General features: G+C 65.4%; 14 protein-coding genes and 1 tRNA gene. 8 read left to right on the top strand and 7 right to left on the bottom strand.

The genetic code is table 11. From position 1 onward, the window contains the following. Positions 1–83: 83 nt before the first annotated feature. Positions 84–497 carry a Ros/MucR family transcriptional regulator gene (locus MMG94_RS14120; protein WP_016918503.1) on the top strand — a complete coding sequence of 138 codons (414 nt, stop codon included), beginning with the start codon at positions 84–86 and terminating at the stop codon, positions 495–497. A gap of 103 nt (positions 498–600) precedes the next feature. Here the strand turns inward: MMG94_RS14120 and MMG94_RS14115 are convergent, their stop codons facing one another. Next, complete coding sequence (locus MMG94_RS14115; protein ID WP_016918504.1) at positions 601–969, bottom strand: TIGR02300 family protein; 369 nt, start codon at positions 967–969, stop codon at positions 601–603. A 175-nt stretch (positions 970–1,144) separates the two neighbouring features. Here MMG94_RS14115 and MMG94_RS14110 point away from each other — a divergent pair. The 6 genes from MMG94_RS14110 to MMG94_RS14090 all read left to right on the top strand — a co-directional run bounded on the left by MMG94_RS14110 (position 1,145) and on the right by MMG94_RS14090 (position 5,081). Beyond that, a tRNA-Gly gene (locus MMG94_RS14110) sits at positions 1,145–1,218 on the top strand. A gap of 108 nt (positions 1,219–1,326) precedes the next feature. Then, complete coding sequence (locus MMG94_RS22160) at positions 1,327–1,455, top strand: SEC-C metal-binding domain-containing protein (RefSeq protein ID WP_425272270.1); 129 nt, start codon at positions 1,327–1,329, stop codon at positions 1,453–1,455. A gap of 190 nt (positions 1,456–1,645) precedes the next feature. After that, the gene (locus tag MMG94_RS14105; RefSeq protein ID WP_016918505.1) at positions 1,646–2,269 is read left to right on the top strand and encodes a hypothetical protein; all 624 of its coding nucleotides are present in this window, start codon (positions 1,646–1,648) and stop codon (positions 2,267–2,269) included. Next, positions 2,247–2,618, top strand: coding sequence for a transcriptional regulator (locus MMG94_RS14100; RefSeq protein WP_016918506.1), 372 nt, complete (start codon positions 2,247–2,249; stop codon positions 2,616–2,618). The genes MMG94_RS14105 and MMG94_RS14100 overlap by 23 nt, the downstream gene beginning before the upstream one ends. Positions 2,619–2,686: 68 nt before the next feature. Next, positions 2,687–4,573: a linalool dehydratase/isomerase domain-containing protein gene (locus MMG94_RS14095; protein WP_162129666.1), complete on the top strand. Its 1,887-nt coding sequence runs from the start codon at positions 2,687–2,689 to the stop codon at positions 4,571–4,573. Between the two features lie 10 nt (positions 4,574–4,583). Continuing rightward, positions 4,584–5,081, top strand: a complete 498-nt coding sequence (locus MMG94_RS14090) for a diacylglycerol kinase family protein (RefSeq protein WP_016918508.1) — start codon at positions 4,584–4,586, stop codon at positions 5,079–5,081. Positions 5,082–5,137: 56 nt separating this feature from the next. On the opposite strand, the gene MMG94_RS14085 is transcribed toward MMG94_RS14090, so the two are convergent. The 6 genes from MMG94_RS14085 to MMG94_RS14060 form a co-directional block, all read right to left on the bottom strand. Beyond that, positions 5,138–7,462, bottom strand: a complete 2,325-nt coding sequence (locus MMG94_RS14085; protein WP_016918509.1) for a Tex family protein — start codon at positions 7,460–7,462, stop codon at positions 5,138–5,140. A gap of 98 nt (positions 7,463–7,560) precedes the next feature. Further along, a complete protein-coding gene (locus MMG94_RS14080; RefSeq protein ID WP_154419719.1) occupies positions 7,561–9,000 on the bottom strand; it encodes a hypothetical protein in 1,440 nt (479 codons plus the stop codon). A gap of 191 nt (positions 9,001–9,191) precedes the next feature. Next, the gene (locus tag MMG94_RS14075) at positions 9,192–9,476 is read right to left on the bottom strand and encodes a GtrA family protein (RefSeq protein WP_016918511.1); all 285 of its coding nucleotides are present in this window, start codon (positions 9,474–9,476) and stop codon (positions 9,192–9,194) included. A gap of 23 nt (positions 9,477–9,499) precedes the next feature. Beyond that, positions 9,500–9,655, bottom strand: coding sequence for a hypothetical protein (locus MMG94_RS14070; protein ID WP_016918512.1), 156 nt, complete (start codon positions 9,653–9,655; stop codon positions 9,500–9,502). Continuing rightward, positions 9,652–10,284 (bottom strand): hypothetical protein, encoded by a 633-nt coding sequence (locus tag MMG94_RS14065; RefSeq protein WP_016918513.1) that lies wholly within the window; start codon positions 10,282–10,284, stop codon positions 9,652–9,654. The genes MMG94_RS14070 and MMG94_RS14065 overlap by 4 nt, the downstream gene beginning before the upstream one ends. After that, complete coding sequence (locus MMG94_RS14060) at positions 10,268–12,268, bottom strand: hypothetical protein (protein ID WP_016918514.1); 2,001 nt, start codon at positions 12,266–12,268, stop codon at positions 10,268–10,270. The genes MMG94_RS14065 and MMG94_RS14060 overlap by 17 nt, the downstream gene beginning before the upstream one ends. Before the next feature lie 672 nt (positions 12,269–12,940). Between MMG94_RS14060 and MMG94_RS14055 the strand changes: the two genes are divergently transcribed. Continuing rightward, positions 12,941–16,123, top strand: coding sequence for a helicase-related protein (locus tag MMG94_RS14055; protein WP_016918516.1), 3,183 nt, complete (start codon positions 12,941–12,943; stop codon positions 16,121–16,123). The last annotated feature ends 136 nt before the right edge of the window (positions 16,124–16,259 follow it).

Here is a 16,259-nt window from a genome sequence, read left to right as displayed (position 1 = left end):
TTTTGTTCGAGCATATTCAAGCGGCGACGCTTTCGCGAATGCGCGCAGTCTATCCAGGTCACCCTAAGGCAACAGGCGCCCCTATGAACCTCACCAACAATATCGAACTCGCGGCCGACATCGTCTCCGCTTATGTCAGCAATAATTCCGTTCCCGCGGGCGATCTTCCGCAGCTGATCAGCGAAGTCTACAATGCGCTGCTCCGGGTGGGTTCGAACGTGGCGCCCGCCCCGACCGAGCCGCCGAAGCCCGCCGTCGCCGTCAAGCGGTCCGTCACGAACGACTACATCATCTGCCTCGAAGACGGTAAGAAATTCAAATCTCTAAAGCGCCATCTGCGGACCCAATACGGTCTCTCGCCCGAAGAATATCGCGAGAAATGGGCGCTGCCGGCCGACTATCCGATGGTCGCCCCCAATTATGCGAAGGCGCGCTCCAATCTCGCAAAGCAAATGGGTCTCGGCCAGCAGCGCCGCCGCCAGACCCGCGGCAAGTAAAAGCTTCGCAGACGACAAAAAACCCGCGGTCCCGAGGGCCGCGGGTTTCCTTTTGGGCGATTGCGGGCCCGCGCCGAACGCGCGCGGCGCTGCGTTCCTTGCGTCAGCCCTCGTCGTCGCTCTCTATGTCGCCGTCGATGAGGCCCGAGACGTCATCCTCTCCTTCTTCCTCCTCGAGGAAGGTGTCGTCGTCGTCGGCCGTATCCTCGATTTCGACGTCGTCTTCGACGTCCAGCGTCTCCGCCGCGGATTCCTCCGCTTCGACCTCGTCGAGCGACACCGTGTCGGGAGCCTCCTTCTCGATCTCGGACTCATCTTCCTGCACGCGCGCGGCGGCGGCGGCGCGGCTCAGCGCGGCGACCTGGAAGATCGCGCCGCATTTCGGGCAGATGATCGGATCCTTGTTGAGGTCGTAGAATTTCGTCGCGCAAGACTGACATTGGCGCTTGGCGCCGAGTTCGGGTTTGGCCACGGTTCGTTGATCCTTACGAATGAAGCAGCGTGGAAACGCCCGCCTTGAATGATTGACCGTCGGGCGCTCGGGTTAGTTGGCTCCGGCGGCGCTGTCAAATGGATAAATGCGCCGGACCCGGCCTGCCGATTCGGACGTTGCAAAGCGCCGCGCGGATTGGCATAGAAAAGGGCGCGCGGGTGTAGCTCAATGGTAGAGCAGCAGCCTTCCAAGCTGAATACGAGGGTTCGATTCCCTTCACCCGCTCCAATTTCCCAAGCAATTTTACGGAGGCGGCCATGCCGATCGATTTCGAAGACGTCGCCTGCTTTCGAGCGGACGTCTAAACGCCAGAACGGCTTCAACTCGGAGACCCATGTGAAGCGGGGCCCGAGAATCGTCCATGGCGACAAGGAGCTCGTGGAAAAACTCGGCCGCGCGGACCCATGCCCTTGCGGTTCGGAGAAAAGCTTTCAGGCGCTGCTGCCTGCGAAGCGGGCGCTATGACGGGTCCGAACGGGATCATTACTTTCAGGGAATGATCCCCAAGACCCACTTCCATCAGGCAGGCAAGGCTTGGGCGCGCTTCGGCGCGTTCGAGCCGGCGCGTTAAGCATGACGGCCTCTCCCGCTTGCGCTGATCTTTGTTCGGCAATATGCTTTGTCTTGCAAAGTGGGGGCGCAAAGCGAGGCGCGCATGGACGTCGAGAAAGCGCTTTTGGAAATCGCCGAGATCCGCGGCCATGTCGCGCGGTCCGTCGAGTTTCACGGCTACGGCCCGCAGGCGCTCGTCCTGACCGGCCTTCTGGCTGCGGCGGGAGGGGGCGCGCAGGCGCTTTTCCTTCCCGCGCCCGGGGAAGCGCCGCTCGATTACATTCTCTTCTGGGCCTCGGTCGCCTGTCTCGCTTTGGCGGTCATCGGGGCCGAGGCTTTCAGGCGCGCCCGGCGCAACCATGGCGGCATGGCCAACGACATGCTGCGCGCCGCCGCTCGGGCTTTCGCGCCCGCGGGATTGGCGGGCCTCTTCACCAGCCTCACCATCCTTCGGCACGCGCCCGAAGCCGCCTGGATGCTTCCCGGCCTGTGGCAGATCATGCTGAGCCTCGGCGTCTTCGCCGCAAGCGCGGCGCTGCCGGGCATGATGACGGCCGTCGCCGCCTGGTATCTCGCAACGGGGCTCGCCTGTCTGACATACGCATCCGGACCCGACGCCTTCTCCCCGCTCGCAATGGCGCTGCCCTTCCTCGGCGGCCAATGTTTCGCGGCGGCCATTCTCCATTTTGCCTATCGAGCCGAAAATGCCAAAGAACGAGACCGATAGCGGACGCTTCTCCTATGAAGGGCTCGACCGCGTCATCCATGAAAAAGCGCGGCTTGGCCTGCTGACGTCGCTCGTCGCGCATCCCAAGGGCCTTCCCTTCGCCGAGCTCAAGCGGCTTTGCGGCCTGACCGACGGCAATCTGAGCCGGCATTTGCAGGTGCTGCAGGAGGATGGGCTCGTCTCCATCGACAAGCGCTTCGAAGCCGGGCGGCCGCTCACCACCTGCCGGATCACGACATCCGGGCGCAAGCGTTTCCTGGACTATCTCAAAGTGCTCGAAAGCGTCGTCCGCGACGCGGAGGCCGGATGCGCCGCCGCAACCGCCTCGCCGCGTCTCTCGGGCGCCTGACCCCGTCTCTTTTTTTTCCGATTTACTCTGCATTGCAAAGTAATTGGCGTCAGCAAAAGGAAGCCGCCATGTCCGTTCTGCTCCTGCCCGAGCGCGCCAATATCTGGGGACCCGTCGCGCGACGGCGGCTGGGAGCGGCGCTCGCGGCCTATGGAGCCGTCCTCGCCTTCGCCTCGACGCTGGCTTTCACGGCGAGCGCGCCCGGCCTGCGCGCCTTTTCTCTCGGTTTGACGGCGCCGGGCGCCGGCTTTCTCTTCTGGGCGGCTCCCGGCGGCGACTCTTTCGGGCCGCATCTCGCAATGGCCGCCGGAGCCGCGTCGGCCTTCGGTCTGGCGCTATTGCTCTGGTTCGCGACCGGCGCCGTCGTCGCGCCTGTCGCCGCCTGGCTGGGCGCCGCGCTGCTCGCCGCCTTTTGCGGCGACCGCGCTTTCAGCAATGAGACCGCGCAGGCGGCGCCGATCGTCATGTTGACGCTGCTGGACGCCGCTCTCATCGTCGCCATCGTCTCCGGACAGCGCGCGCTGACGCGGCGCAAGGTTGCGAACGCCTATCTCGCGAAAGCCGCGCCGATCGCGGCAGCCTTCGAGTCCACGCCCTTCGCGCATGCCGAATTGTCGCTCGACGATGTGAGCCTTCTGAGACTGTTGCTCGACCGCGCCTTGCAGCCCATCGACAAGTTCGAGGGTTTCGAATGGATCGACCAATATCAGACGGCCGCCATTCGCTATCAGCTCAATTTCATGTCTTACGCCCTGTCGATCGCGCAGGCCGAACGTCTCCCCGCCTTTCGCGCCTATCTGACCGAGGCGCAAAGGGCGCTTGTCCTGAAGCAGCTCGACCCGCGGGTCTGGCGCTATTGGCGCTACGAGAATCTGCTCGGCCATTTGCGCCCCGGCGGAGATCCGATCCCGCGCGGCAACATCATGTTCACCGGCTTTCTCGCGATGCAGATCGCGCTTTACGAAGCGTCGTCGGGCGAAACTTCTTTCGATGCGCCGGCGAGCCTGCGCTTCGTCGAACGGGATGGAGCGGCGCATGCCTATCGCTATGAGGATCTCATCGGCATTCTCGCAACGGGCTTTCAAAATTCTCCCTTCGGCCTTCTGCCTTGCGAGCCGAACTGGATCTACCCGCTCTGCAATATGATCTCGGCCTGCGCGATCCGCGCCTTCGACGCGCGGCGCGGCGAAAGGAACTGGGACGCCGTCGCGCCCGTCTTTCGCGCCGGGCTCGAGAATGATTTCATCGCGCCCGACGGCGCCCTGACGCCCTTTCTGTCGAGCCTGACCGGCGCGAGCGCGCCGATCACCGGCGGCGTGGTCATGCAGACCTTTCCCTGCCTTTATCTGGATGCGCTTTTTCCGGACATCGCCGAGCGCCAATGGCTGCTGGCGCGACGCGCCCTTTCGCAGGGAGACATCCGGCGCCCGCATTGGCTGATCGACACCGGCAACTATCGCTTCTCGCGCGCCGCGGGCTATGCGGCGAGCGCGGCCGCCGCCGCCGAACTCGGCGATCAAGACATGGCCGCGCGTCTCTTGAGCGCGCTCGACGAGGATTGCCCGCGCGTTCTTCGCGACGGCGTCGCCCACCGTCCCTGCGCCTCGCTCTGGGCGCATGCGGTCGAAATGTTCGCGCGCTGCACGACGAGCGGCTCTCTACGCCGGCTCGTCGCGCATCCCGCAAAGAGAAGCGGTCCCTTCATTTCCGCCGCCGCCTATCCGGGCATCTTGCCCGCAAAAGCGATCGCCGATGACGGCGCGCTTTGCGCCGTGCTCTATCCGGGCGCGGGCGCCGGCCTGCGGACGCTGACTCTCGGCGGGCTGAAACCGGGCGGAGCCTATGTCGCGCGCGCGCATGAAACGCAAAATATCGAAGCCGATGACACAGGCGAAGCCCCTATCCGTCTCCTCGTGGACGGGCGCACCGAACTTCTCGTCCACCCAGCCGCCTGAAGGCCCGAACATGATCTGCTGCGCCCTTCTCGCCGCGCTCCTCGCGCCGCTCATCTGGCTCTTGCGCCATCTTCGGCGTTCCGAAAGCGGGGATGCGCTCGCCTGGCGCCCCTATGCGGAGAAACCGAGCGAAAAGCGCACGGCCTTTTCGCCGCGCGCCCGCCTGAAAAGCTTCTCCTACGCTTTCGAGGGCCTCGCTTTCATGATGCGCACGCAGCACAACGCCTGGATCCATGCGGGCGCGACGCTTGCGGCGATCGCTGCGGGCGCCGTCTTGCAGGCGCGCGCCGAAGATTGGCGCTGGCTCGTCGCGGCGATGAGCTTCGTCTGGGTCGCCGAGGCCGTGAACACGGCTTTCGAGCATGTGTGCAATGTCGTGTCGCCGCAATACAGCCTGGAGGTGAAGGCGGCGAAGGACGTCGCCGCCGGCGCGGTCCTGCTCGCCTCCATGGGCGCGGCTGCGATCGGCCTTCTTGTCTTTACGCCCTATCTGGCGGCGCATTTCTAGAGCGCGCTGCGAAAGCGGGAGCGCGTCCAGGGGATTTCGCCTGAACGCGGCGTGATCTAGCGCCCGCCCTTCTGCTTCATGGCCGCGAGCAGCGCTTCGCCGAGGCCGCCGGGCGAATCGCCCGCCGGCTTCCCCCCGCGCGGCGCGCCGAAGGATTGCGGACCGCGCGGGCGGTTCTGATCGCGGCTAGGCGCTTGTCCACCCTTGGCCTGCTGGCCGGGAACGTCGTCGAGCCGCATGGAGAGCGAGATGCGCTTGCGCGGAACGTCGACCTCCATGACCTTCACTTTCACAATGTCGCCCGGCTTCACCACGCTGCGCGGATCTTTGACGAATTCCTTCGACAGGGCGGAGATATGCACCAGGCCGTCCTGATGCACGCCGATATCGACAAAGGCGCCGAAGGCCGCGACATTAGTGACGACGCCTTCGAGCGTCATGCCGGGCCTGAGATCATTGAGAGTCTCGACGCCCTCCTGGAAGGTCGCCGTCTTGAAGGCGGGACGCGGATCGCGGCCGGGCTTTTCAAGTTCGGCGAACACGTCCGTCACGGTCGGCGCGCCGAAGGTCGCGTCCGCGAATTGCGCGGGTTTGAGCTTGCGCAGCTCGTTCGCATTGCCGATGAGCGTCTTGATGTCGGTCTTCGCCGCGTCGAGAATGCGCCGCACCAGCGGATAGGCTTCCGGATGCACGCCGGAACGGTCCAGCGGATCGTCGCCGTCGATGATGCGCAGAAAGCCCGCGCACTGCTCGAACGCCTTCGGCCCGAGGCGCGGCACGCCCTTCAGCGCCGCGCGCGTCCTGAAGGGGCCGTTGGCGTCGCGATGCGCGACGATATTGGCGGCGAGCGTTTCGCCGAGGCCTGACACGCGCGCCAGCAGCGGCGCGGAAGCGGTGTTCACATCGACGCCGACCGCGTTCACGCAGTCTTCCACCACCGCGTCCAGCGCGCGCGACAATTTCATCTCGGAGACGTCGTGCTGATACTGGCCGACGCCGATCGATTTGGGCGTCACCTTCACGAGCTCCGCCAGCGGGTCCTGCAGGCGGCGCGCAATGGAGGCGGCGCCGCGCAGCGACACGTCGAGATCGGGCAGTTCCTTCGAAGCGTATTCCGAGGCCGAATAGACCGAGGCGCCGGCTTCCGACACGACGATCTTGGTGAGCTTCAATTCGGGATGTTTCGACATCAGCTCGCCGGCGAGCTTGTCGGTCTCGCGCGAGGCCGTGCCGTTGCCGATGGCGATCAGCTCGATCTTGTGCTGGCGCGCGAGGCTCGCCAGCGTCGCGAGGGAGTCGTCCCAGCGCCGTTGCGGCTCATGCGGATAGATCGCCGTCGTCGCGACGATCTTGCCGGTCGCATCGATGACGGCGACCTTGACGCCGGTGCGAAAGCCCGGATCGAGGCCGATCGTGGCGCGCGCGCCGGCGGGCGCCGCCAGAAGCAGATCGCGCAAATTCTCGGCGAAGACGCGGATCGCTTCCTCCTCCGCGAATTTCCACAGCCGAGCGCGCGCATCGACGGAAAGATGCAGCTCGATCTTGGTCCGCCAGGCCCAGCGCGCCGTGTCGAGAAGCCATTTGTCGCCGGGCCGGCCACGGTCTTCGATATTGTAGCGGCGCGCGATTCGGGTCTCGTAGCCCCCCAGGCCGGGCTCGGCCTCCGGCGCCATTTCGAGCTCCAGCATTTCTTCCTTCTCGCCGCGAAAGAGCGCGAGAATGCGGTGCGACGGAAGCTTGGCGACGGGTTGCGAGAATTCGAAATAATCCGAATATTTGACGGCCGCCGCCTGCTTGCCCTCGCGCGGCTTCGATTTCAGCGCGGCTTGCCGCCAATGCTCCTCGCGCAGCGCGCCGATGAGATCGGCGTCTTCCGCGAATCGTTCGACGAGGATGGCGCGAGCGCCGTCCAGGGCGGCTTCGACGGTCGCCACATTCTTCTCGGCGTTCACATAGCTTTCGGCCTGCGCTTTCGGATCCTTGTCCGGGGATGAAAGCAAGGCTTCAGCCAAAGGCGCGAGGCCCGCTTCGATCGCGATCTGCGCCTTGGTGCGGCGCTTGGGCTTGAAGGGCAGATAAATGTCTTCGAGGCGCGCCTTGTTGTCGGCCTCCATAATGACGCGCTTCAGCGCGTCGTCGAGCTTGCCCTGCGATTCGATCGAATCGAGAATCGCCTTGCGGCGCTCCTCCAGCTCGCGCAGATAACGCAGCCGTTCTTCGAGCTTGCGCAATTGCACGTCGTCGAGCTGGCCCGTCGCTTCCTTGCGGTAACGCGCGATGAAGGGCACTGTGGAGCCGCCGTCGAGAAGCCCGATCGCGGCCTCCACCTGCCAGGATTTCGCCGCAAGCTCCTCGCTCAGCCGCTCGACGATCGATGTCATTGACGACGCCTCTCTCGAATTGAAGGAGGGAGGCTTGTAGCGAAGGCGGGCGGACGAAGTCAAAGACCTCCGCCCGCCGGGCCTGCGTCACGCACAGATCATTTCAGCCCTTCCTCAAGAAGGGGATGGTCCGGCCAGCACTTCCGGTCTTCGCGCGACAGCGGCGCCGCCTCTTGAGGCGACATCAGCCAAGTAGGTATCGTCTCGATACGCGCCAGATAATTGCCGGGAGCCGCCGTAATTTCATTCTTTCTCCAGGCGGTGATGAAATTGCAGTCGCTGACGTCGAAGCTTGCAGTCGTCATCGCCGTCTTGACTTCGACGAGGGGCGTCGCCGCCGAAATGAGCACAATTGTCGAGATGGCCGTCGCGAAACGGCTGTTGTCGCGCGGCGTTAGTACCGCTATTCGCGCGAAGGCGAAGGAAAGCACAAAGAGGGGCGCAATCGACGCGCGCATCGCGAAATCATTGTAAAGGCCGACGCTATAGAGGGGCAACACAAGCAACAGGCCGAGCGCCAGCGCGAGAAGACGACGGTCGCAGGGTTCGACGATCCTCCATGCGTAGAGCACGATCGCCGCCTGCGGAATTTCCACGAGCATATGGAGCAGATAACGCTGAAGAAAGCCCTCGCGCAGAACCAGCCATTCCTTCGCCACGCCGCCATTGTCGATCATGAGATAGACGGCGATCGGCAGAAAGCAAAGGCTGCTCGCCACCGCGATCAGGATTTCACGCGCAAACAGGCGGCGTGGGAACAACTCCAACGCAAAATAGGCGAGGAAAGGCGCCGCGCCTAACATGGCGAGCGGCGACCAAAGGAGCGTCGCCGCGAAGGAGACGGGCAGGATCACAAAAGCCACGGCGCCGCGCACATAGAGAAGCGAGAGAATCCCGAACAGCCAGCCCGGCGCCATATGGTTCAGCGCCCAGAAGAGCAGGGCCAGGTGGCTCGAATACTGCATGCGAATATCCGAGAAATATTCGCCCCACCATTCGATGTGGTTGAAAGGCATGAACGGCTCGCCTTTGGCCATCTCGATCGCCTCGGCGACGAGGATCGGCAGAATATCCAGTCCGCTGAAACCGATGAAAACGAGCAGAATCGCCGCCTTGTTCGCCTTGGCGACGCCAGCGATGAAATAGCAGATTGCGCCGATGATGGTCGCATTCTGGACGAGCAGCGCCAGATGGGCGGCGTAAAGCCCCGACATGCGGCCAATGAGGCTCGGCAGAAGATACATGCCGAGCGGCGCGCGCAGCATGTAAAGGGTCTCGTCGTGTCGATAGGAAGCGGCCACGCCGTTGCGCACGAGATCGGCCAGCACGGCGTCCCGGACGAGCCAGTCACGCATCGTGTAGAAAAAATGGCCCTCGCCGCCAAGCGCGCAAAGCGTGAGACCAAAACACAGGGAAAGGGCGAGCGTCGTCATGTTTACCGGCTTCGCCATCAGCGCGCGCGCCGCGCGCGCGCGCCACGCCGTAACGATGGCGCCCGCGCAGCCCGCCCAGACCAGCGCCGCGACCGGCCACTTCATCGACGACGCGAGTATCGCATTCGGTAAAATGAAAAGGACGACGATAAACCACAGGACATCGCCGTCGCTCGGTCTCCGCGCGACGGCAGACGATTGGGAGCCGGCGACAGAATGGACGCCATCCTCGGCGGCGGGCGTCCAGGGGGAAAAACACGCGACCCGGCCGAAAACGTTGACCAACATTGCTAACCTCATCTTTGAGCGCGCGTGGCGACGGCTGAGAAGACGAAATCGCGCATGAGCGCATAGCTCGTCGCCGCGATGAACGGCGTGAGCGCCAGCGCCCCCAGCGCCGGAGCGAGTCCCGCCCATTCGAGCGCGCGGAGCCCGGCGGCGTTGATCCAGAACAGTCCGAAGTAGACGCCGACGAAGCGCATGAGCAGGCGCGGATCGGACGAGCCGAATACAAGCCGCCCCGTCGTGCGGAAATTGAACAGGACGCCAAGAATCCAGGAGATCGCCAGGGAGAAGACCACACGTCCCGTCAGGCCGAAGACGATCAGGAAAGCCCCGCATAGTTGAAGAAGGTGTTAATCCCGCCAACGAGCAGGAACTTCAAAAGGCGGGCGTCGGCTCCCGGCGCGAGCGCGCGCCATGAGCCCATGAAGCCGCGCTCTTTGAAAGAGCGCGCTGGCGGGATCGTTTCATCTTTCATTTCGCCTCTCCCGGCTCGCCATATGTTTGCGCGCGGGATTCACCTCGCCCGACAAAACGCGGATCGCCGCCGAAAACGCCGGACATTGCGCGCGCCGTCTTCATGAAGGCGCCGCCCTGCGCGGTGAGCCGCCATCCCGCGGAAGCGCGTTCAAGATTGCCGGAAAGCTCCTGCTCCCTGATGCGCCGGTCGATCTGCGCCCAATCGTTCACATAGACGCGCACAAAGGCGTCGCGCGCCTCCTGCTCCGTCAGTGGACGGTCCGCGGCTTCGAATCGCGACAGCATGAAGACCGAAATCGAGCGGTCGACAGTCACGGGACCCAAGACGAAAGCGGCGAACAACAGCGACGTCGCGACGAGCGCCGAGCCGAACGAATCGGCGATGTCGAGGCCGAAGCGGCGCGGCGCCCGCGACAGAAGCTCGGCGAGAAGCACGATCAGTAGAAGGCAAACGACGACGAGCGCGCCGACGCCGCGATAGAACATCACGCCCGGGCCAAGCGCCGCCGACGCCATCCGCAGCAAGCCGACAAACAGCGCCCCGCCGGCAATAGTGGCGAAAGCATAGACGAGAACGAGCGCGACGGCTCGCCCGAATATGGGGCGTGACTCAATTTCGTTCGTCATGACGAGACCCGTTCATAAGATAGATGCGAAAATTCGGGTTGGCGTAATCGGCTTTCGCCGATGCAGTCCAGGCGTCAGGCGCGGCGAAAACCGGATCCAGCGAGGAGACGACCAGCGCCGCGATGTTGAACCGTTCGGCGCGGCGGCGCGCTTCGTCGAAGGAGAGCGTCGTTTCGGAGAAAATCGGCGCGAGAAAGTTTATGCGCTCGTCGATTTCGCCTTTGGCGGCGCCGAACAGGCGGGCGTTGTGGCTGTCTGCGGCCGCGACGGGAAAGCGCCCATAAAGACCGTAGCCATAGGCCCGATCGTGGCTTGGGCGCACCTGAACGACAGAGCCGCGCGGCAGCTGCGCGTCAAGCCAGCTCCAGGCGGCGATTTCATCGGCGAGGGGCGCGCGCATTTCCGGCAGCGGGAAGAAGAGGCGCAACTGCGCGACCGCGACGGCGGTCGCCCCATAGCCGACAGCGAGGCTTCCATAGGCGACGAAGCCGATCCAGCCTTTGAACAATCCCTGCCGCGCCGCCGACGCCGTCCAGACCAGCGTCGACAATTGCGCGAAGAGCATGACGCGCCAGCCGAGATCGTTCATCAGGATCTGCGACCGCAGGAACGAACCGATCAGGAAGGACGAGGCCGTCAGACATAGGAGCGCGAGTCCCAGCTCGTTGGCGTAGCCCCGCCGTCCGGCCTTTCGCCAGAAGACAAAGGCGCCGACGGCGAAGACGCCGAAATCGATCAGATAGAAAAGCGGCATGGAAAGGGCGCGAAACGGCGCCCCGGCCGCCGGTGAGCCGGCGACGAGGTCTATCCATTGCGGGCCGCGCAGATGGAAGCCGACAGGCGCCGGCCCGGCGCCTGTCGCATCCATGCGCGGCAAGAGCGTCACAAGCCAGGGACCCGCCAGCGCGAGCGCGAGAAGCCCGGCGAGGCCAAGTTGCGACGCCTCGAAGAAGCGCCGTCGCCATAGCAGCGTTGCGAGCCACAGGCCCGCGCCCACCACCGCCGCCAGCCCGACATAGACCGATTCGCCCACCATAGAGGCGAAGGCCAGTCCCGCGAGCAGTACGCGACGCTTGTCGCCGCCCGGCTGTGTGAGCGCGACAAAGCCGACCATGGCCGCGCAGAGCGCCGCGACGTGATGCGGCACCCACATCACGCTGTTGAACCAGGAAGTAACCTGCTCGTCCCAGTCGCTGAAATGCAGAAAGAGAAAATCAAACCGACCTTCGCCTGCGAAATAAAGCGTCGCAAGCGGAAAGAAGTCGAGCCCCGTGGCGAACAATAGCGCGAGAAGCGGCCAATTAGCGGCGCGTGGCGCGCTTCCTATCGCCGCGTCGGCGCCGCCGCGCCGCAAGACCGCCTGCGCGAGCGCGAAAAGCGCAAATCCCATCAAAGGCGCGCTGGCGTAGACAGCGTGACGCGCCGCGATTCCGAGCGGCGCGCCGAGCGTGGCCGCGACGGCCGGCAGCGTATAAAAGAGATAATAATAGGACATCGCCCGGCCCGGCTCGTAAAAGGTCGGATTCCAGGGCGGCGCGCCGGATTCTGCGAGCGACCACGTCGCGGCGGCATGTTTGACGTAATCGACCGCGAGCAGCGAATGCTGCAAGTTCCCGACGCCCGGCATATCGACGACAAGAGCGGTCGCGCCGAGAATCCAGACCAGCGCGGCGATGATCCATCCGGGATGAAGCGCGGATTCGGCCGCGCTTTTGCGCATCAGCGCCGGCGCGCCGAGCGCCGCCAGGGCCAGCGCGGCGAGCGTCATCGCCAAAGGCCCCAGCCGGCCAGCGAAGTCGAGCAACACGGGAAGGCAGCCGAAGCCGCAGATCAGCGCAAGGCCGAGGCGTTCGAGGCGCGACCCTTCGGAGAAACCGGGAAATCGCAGGCGCTCCGCGAGGGCGGCGCCGCCGCAAGAAACGACCGTCGACAATAGAACAAAGGCGGTGAGGGTCGATATGATTTCCGTGAGGGCAATCGCCATTGCGCGTCCCAAGACATTCCGATTCCGAAAGCGTGGCGCATTATGGCTTCAGGGACTTAAAGTCGTGTTTAACGGAGAGAGGCGCGGCCGGCGCCTTTCGGCAGGGACGATTAACCATATTTCCATGCGGGCGTCGTCTGGGGACGAAGAGGTCGCGCACGGACTCGGCCGCCAATATCGAACAGCTTCGTTAACGGCGCGGCGAATGCGCGGCGGCGACGCCGGCGCTTCTCCCGGCGCGCTCACCGAGATGAAACGGTTGTCTCGCGCGGCGCCCACAAAATCGATCCCGAACAGTTGCGAACGCCCCTTGAATCCCGATTCGTACATGCTGCGTTCACGCTTGGGCCAGCATATTAACGCCCGCCTTTCGCAGCGCGCCAAAATATCGTTCCCAGACGGTTGACAGACCGCCGGCGCGCATATTCGCAGCTTTCCCGTCACGAAGCGCCTGTCCGCCCGCCGAATCCCAATGCTGGTTAAAGACCAAGGAAGAATCTCTATATATTGTGCGAACAGAGCGTGACTCATCGCGAGTCAGCGATTCGGCCGCGATTCGTTCGCGCGCTGTTCAAAAGGTAAAGTCGCGCGGCGCCGAAAGTTCCTTTATGAGACGGCGGCGTCCTTCACATGCCGGCGTCAGGATAAGAACGAGAAGAAGCGACAAGGTCCATGCCGCCGCTCCCGCCTGGAAGCCGCGCCGCCGCCCATGGGGTCGCGGCGGTTCTCGGCCCCACAAACACCGGCAAGACGCATCACGCCATCGAGCGGATGCTTTCTTTTCCGACCGGCCTCATCGGCCTGCCGCTGCGCCTTCTTGCGCGCGAAGTCTATAACCGCGTCGTCGCCAGGGTCGGGAGCGAAGCGGTGGCGCTCGTCACCGGCGAGGAAAAGATCAAGCCGCGCGCGCCGGCCTATTGGATCTCCACCGTCGAGGCCATGCCGCGCGACATCGACGTGGATTTTCTGGCGATCGACGAGGTCCAGCTCGCGGCGGATCTCGATCGCGGCCATATTTTCACCGACCGGTTGCTCCGCTGGCGCGGGCGCCATGAGACGCTGCTCATCGGCGCCGGCACGATGGAGCCGATGATCCGCGCGCTTTTTCCGGGCGCGCCCATCTTCGACCGGCCCCGCCTCTCGCGGCTGACCTTCGCGGGCGACAAGAAGATTTCGCGCCTGCCGCCCAAGACGGCCGTCGTCGCCTTCTCGGCCGAGGAGGTCTACGCCATCGCCGAATGGATCAAGCGCCAGAGGGGCGGCGCGGCCGTCGTGCTGGGCGCGCTCTCGCCCCGCACGCGCAATGCGCAGGTCGAGCTCTTCCAGTCCGGCGACGTCGATTACATCGTCGCGACCGACGCCATCGGCATGGGCCTCAATCTCGACGTCGACCATGTCGCTTTCGCCTCCGACCGGAAATTCGACGGCTGGCGCTACCGCCGCCTCACCCCCGCGGAGTTCGGCCAGATCGCCGGGCGCGCCGGACGCCATATGAATGACGGCGCCTTCGGGGCGACCGGCCGCTGCCCGCCTTTCGAGGAGGAGCTGATCGAACAGCTCGAGGACCATCGTTTCAATCCGGTCGAGCTCCTGCAATGGCGCAATAGCGACCTCGACTTTTCCTCCGTCGCCGGCCTGATGAGTTCGCTGGAAAAGACGCCCGGCCATCCGCGCTTCACCCGCGCGCCCATCGCCGTCGACCAATTGACGCTCGAAGCGGTGAGCCGCGACGAAATCGCGCAGCGCAACGCCAAGGCGCCCGCCGACGTGGCGCGGCTTTGGGAGGCCTGCCAAATTCCCGATTATCGCAAGACCTCGCCGGCGGCCCATGCCGACCTCGCCCTTGCGGTTTTCGGATTTATTGCGAGAAGGGGCAAAATTCCGGCGGATTGGATGGCGAGACATATCGACGCCGTGGACCGCGTCGACGGCGACATCGACACGCTGTCCAACCGCCTCGCGCAAGTGCGCACGGTCAGCTTCATCGCCAACCGGTCGGGCTGGCTCGACGACGCCGAGCATTGGCAGAGCGTCGCGCGTCGGGTAGAGGACAGCCTGTCCGACGCGCTGCACGCCCGTTTGACGCAGCGTTTCGTCGATCGCCGCACCAGCGTGCTGATGCGCCGTCTAAGAGAGAATGCGATGCTCGAAGCCGAAATTAACGCCGCCGGCGACGTCCTGGTGGAGGGCCAGCATGTCGGAAGCCTCCAGGGCTTCCGCTTCACGCCCGATCCCGGCGCGGCGGGGGAAGCCGCCAAGGCCCTGAACGCCGCGGCCCAGAAGGCGCTGGCCGGAGAGTTCGAGGCGCGCGCCACACGCGTCTTCGACGCTGTGGACGACGCCTTCGTGCTCGGCAATGACGGCGTCATCCGCTGGCTCGGCGAGCCGGTGGGCAAGATCACGGCGGGGGCCGGGGCGCTGACGCCGGCCGCCCGCGTTCTGGCCGATGAGCAACTGACCGGCGCCGCGCTCGAGAAGGTGCAGAACCGGCTCGACCTTTGGCTCGCCCAGCATGTGAAGAAGCTGCTCGGCCCGCTGGAGACGCTCGAAAAGGGCGAGGGGCTCGAAGGCGTGACGCGCGGCGTCGCCTTCCAGATCGCCGAGGAGCTCGGCGTTCTCGATCGCGCCCGCGTCGCCAAGGAAATCAAGAGCTTCTCCCAGGACGACCGTGGCGCGCTGCGCAAGCTCGGCGTGCGATTCGGCGCCTATCACATCTATCTGCCGCAACTGTTGAAGCCGGCGCCGCGCGCGCTCGCCTCGCTGCTTTGGGCGCTTCAGCATGGCGGGCTCGACAATGTGAAGGGGCTCGAGGAAGTCCCGCATCTCGCCGCTTCGGGGCGCACCTCCTTCGCAGCCGACCAGTCCATCCACAAGGGATTCTACCGCGCCGCCGGCTTCCGCGTCTGCGGCGAGCGCGTGGTGCGCGTCGATATTCTGGAGCGCCTCGCCGACCTCATCCGGCCGGCCATCGCCTATAAGCCCGGCGCGACGGCGGGCGATCCCCCGGCCGGCGCGGCCGATGGCGAGGGTTTCGTCGTTACGGTCGCCATGACCTCGCTGACCGGCTGCTCGGGCGAGGCCTTCTCCTCGATCCTGAAATCGCTTGGCTACGCCTCGACTCAGCGTCCGGGCCCGGCGATCACCGTGCCGCTGATCCCGGCGGCGTCGATGGAGCCGATCGCGCCGAAACCCGCCGAAGAGGTTGAGGCCCCCGCCGCCGAAGCCGCGCCGGAATCCGCCCCGGAACCGGCGCCCGTTGAAGCCGCCGAGGAGAGCGCCGCCATTGCGCAAACGCCCGGCGACTCCCCCGCTCCGGTAGAAGCGGCGCCGGCGGCGGCGGCGATCCCGGTCGAAGCGGCTGAAGTCGAAGCGGCGCAAATTGACCCGGCGCGGGCTGACGCGGCGCAAGTCGAAGCGGCGCAAGTCGAAGCGAAACCGGAAGAAGCCGCCGCCGAGCCGCCGGCGACCATCGAGGTCTGGGCGCCCCAGCGCCATTCTCACGCCGCCGGTCCGCGCCGGCACGGCCCGCCGCAGCAGCGCGGCCCCCGCGACGGGGCCGGAGACGCCGAGCGCCGGGGGCCGCGCCGCGACCGGCCGCGCGCCGCCGAAGGAGGCCCCGCGCCCGACGGCGCGAGCCCCCAGGCCGGGCGGCCGCAGGACAAGCCGCGTTTCGACAAACCCCGTTTCGACAAACCGCGCTTCGAACGCGGCGGACCGCGCGACGATCGCGGCCGCGGCCGGCCCGGCGGCGGCTTCGGCGGTGGAGAGAAGCGCGAGCGGCAGCCCGATCCGGATTCGCCCTTCGCCAAGCTCGCCGCGCTCAAGGCCGAATTGGAGAAGAAGGGTAAAAGCTGATAAAATAACGTCCGGGCGTCGGCTTGGCGCAGGTCAAATTCTTGACATGAAGCGGGCGCATGGGGGTCTCATTCCCCGCCGCCCGCCTTTGAGCGCGGGGCGCTTTGCGAAAGGCCCGGCTTTCTTTTGAGGATTT

This window comes from Methylocystis parvus OBBP, assembly GCF_027571405.1.
Lineage (GTDB): Bacteria > Pseudomonadota > Alphaproteobacteria > Rhizobiales > Beijerinckiaceae > Methylocystis > Methylocystis parva.
This window is presented reverse-complemented; position numbering and strand designations above follow the sequence as displayed.

Excerpts from the sequence above, each read along its gene's own strand:
- MMG94_RS14060 (WP_016918514.1), bottom strand. The coding sequence starts at position 12,268 with ATGGCGATTGCCCTCACGGAAATCATATCGACCCTCACCGCCTTTGTT.
- MMG94_RS14120 (WP_016918503.1), top strand. The coding sequence starts at position 84 with ATGAACCTCACCAACAATATCGAACTCGCGGCCGACATCGTCTCCGCT.
- MMG94_RS14065 (WP_016918513.1), bottom strand. The coding sequence starts at position 10,284 with ATGACGAACGAAATTGAGTCACGCCCCATATTCGGGCGAGCCGTCGCG.
- MMG94_RS14095 (WP_162129666.1), top strand. The coding sequence starts at position 2,687 with ATGTCCGTTCTGCTCCTGCCCGAGCGCGCCAATATCTGGGGACCCGTC.
- MMG94_RS14085 (WP_016918509.1), bottom strand. The coding sequence starts at position 7,462 with ATGACATCGATCGTCGAGCGGCTGAGCGAGGAGCTTGCGGCGAAATCC.
- MMG94_RS14105 (WP_016918505.1), top strand. The coding sequence starts at position 1,646 with ATGGACGTCGAGAAAGCGCTTTTGGAAATCGCCGAGATCCGCGGCCAT.
- MMG94_RS14100 (WP_016918506.1), top strand. The coding sequence starts at position 2,247 with ATGCCAAAGAACGAGACCGATAGCGGACGCTTCTCCTATGAAGGGCTC.
- MMG94_RS14080 (WP_154419719.1), bottom strand. The coding sequence starts at position 9,000 with ATGAAGTGGCCGGTCGCGGCGCTGGTCTGGGCGGGCTGCGCGGGCGCC.
- MMG94_RS14070 (WP_016918512.1), bottom strand. The coding sequence starts at position 9,655 with ATGAAAGATGAAACGATCCCGCCAGCGCGCTCTTTCAAAGAGCGCGGC.
- MMG94_RS14055 (WP_016918516.1), top strand. The coding sequence starts at position 12,941 with ATGCCGCCGCTCCCGCCTGGAAGCCGCGCCGCCGCCCATGGGGTCGCG.
- MMG94_RS14090 (WP_016918508.1), top strand. The coding sequence starts at position 4,584 with ATGATCTGCTGCGCCCTTCTCGCCGCGCTCCTCGCGCCGCTCATCTGG.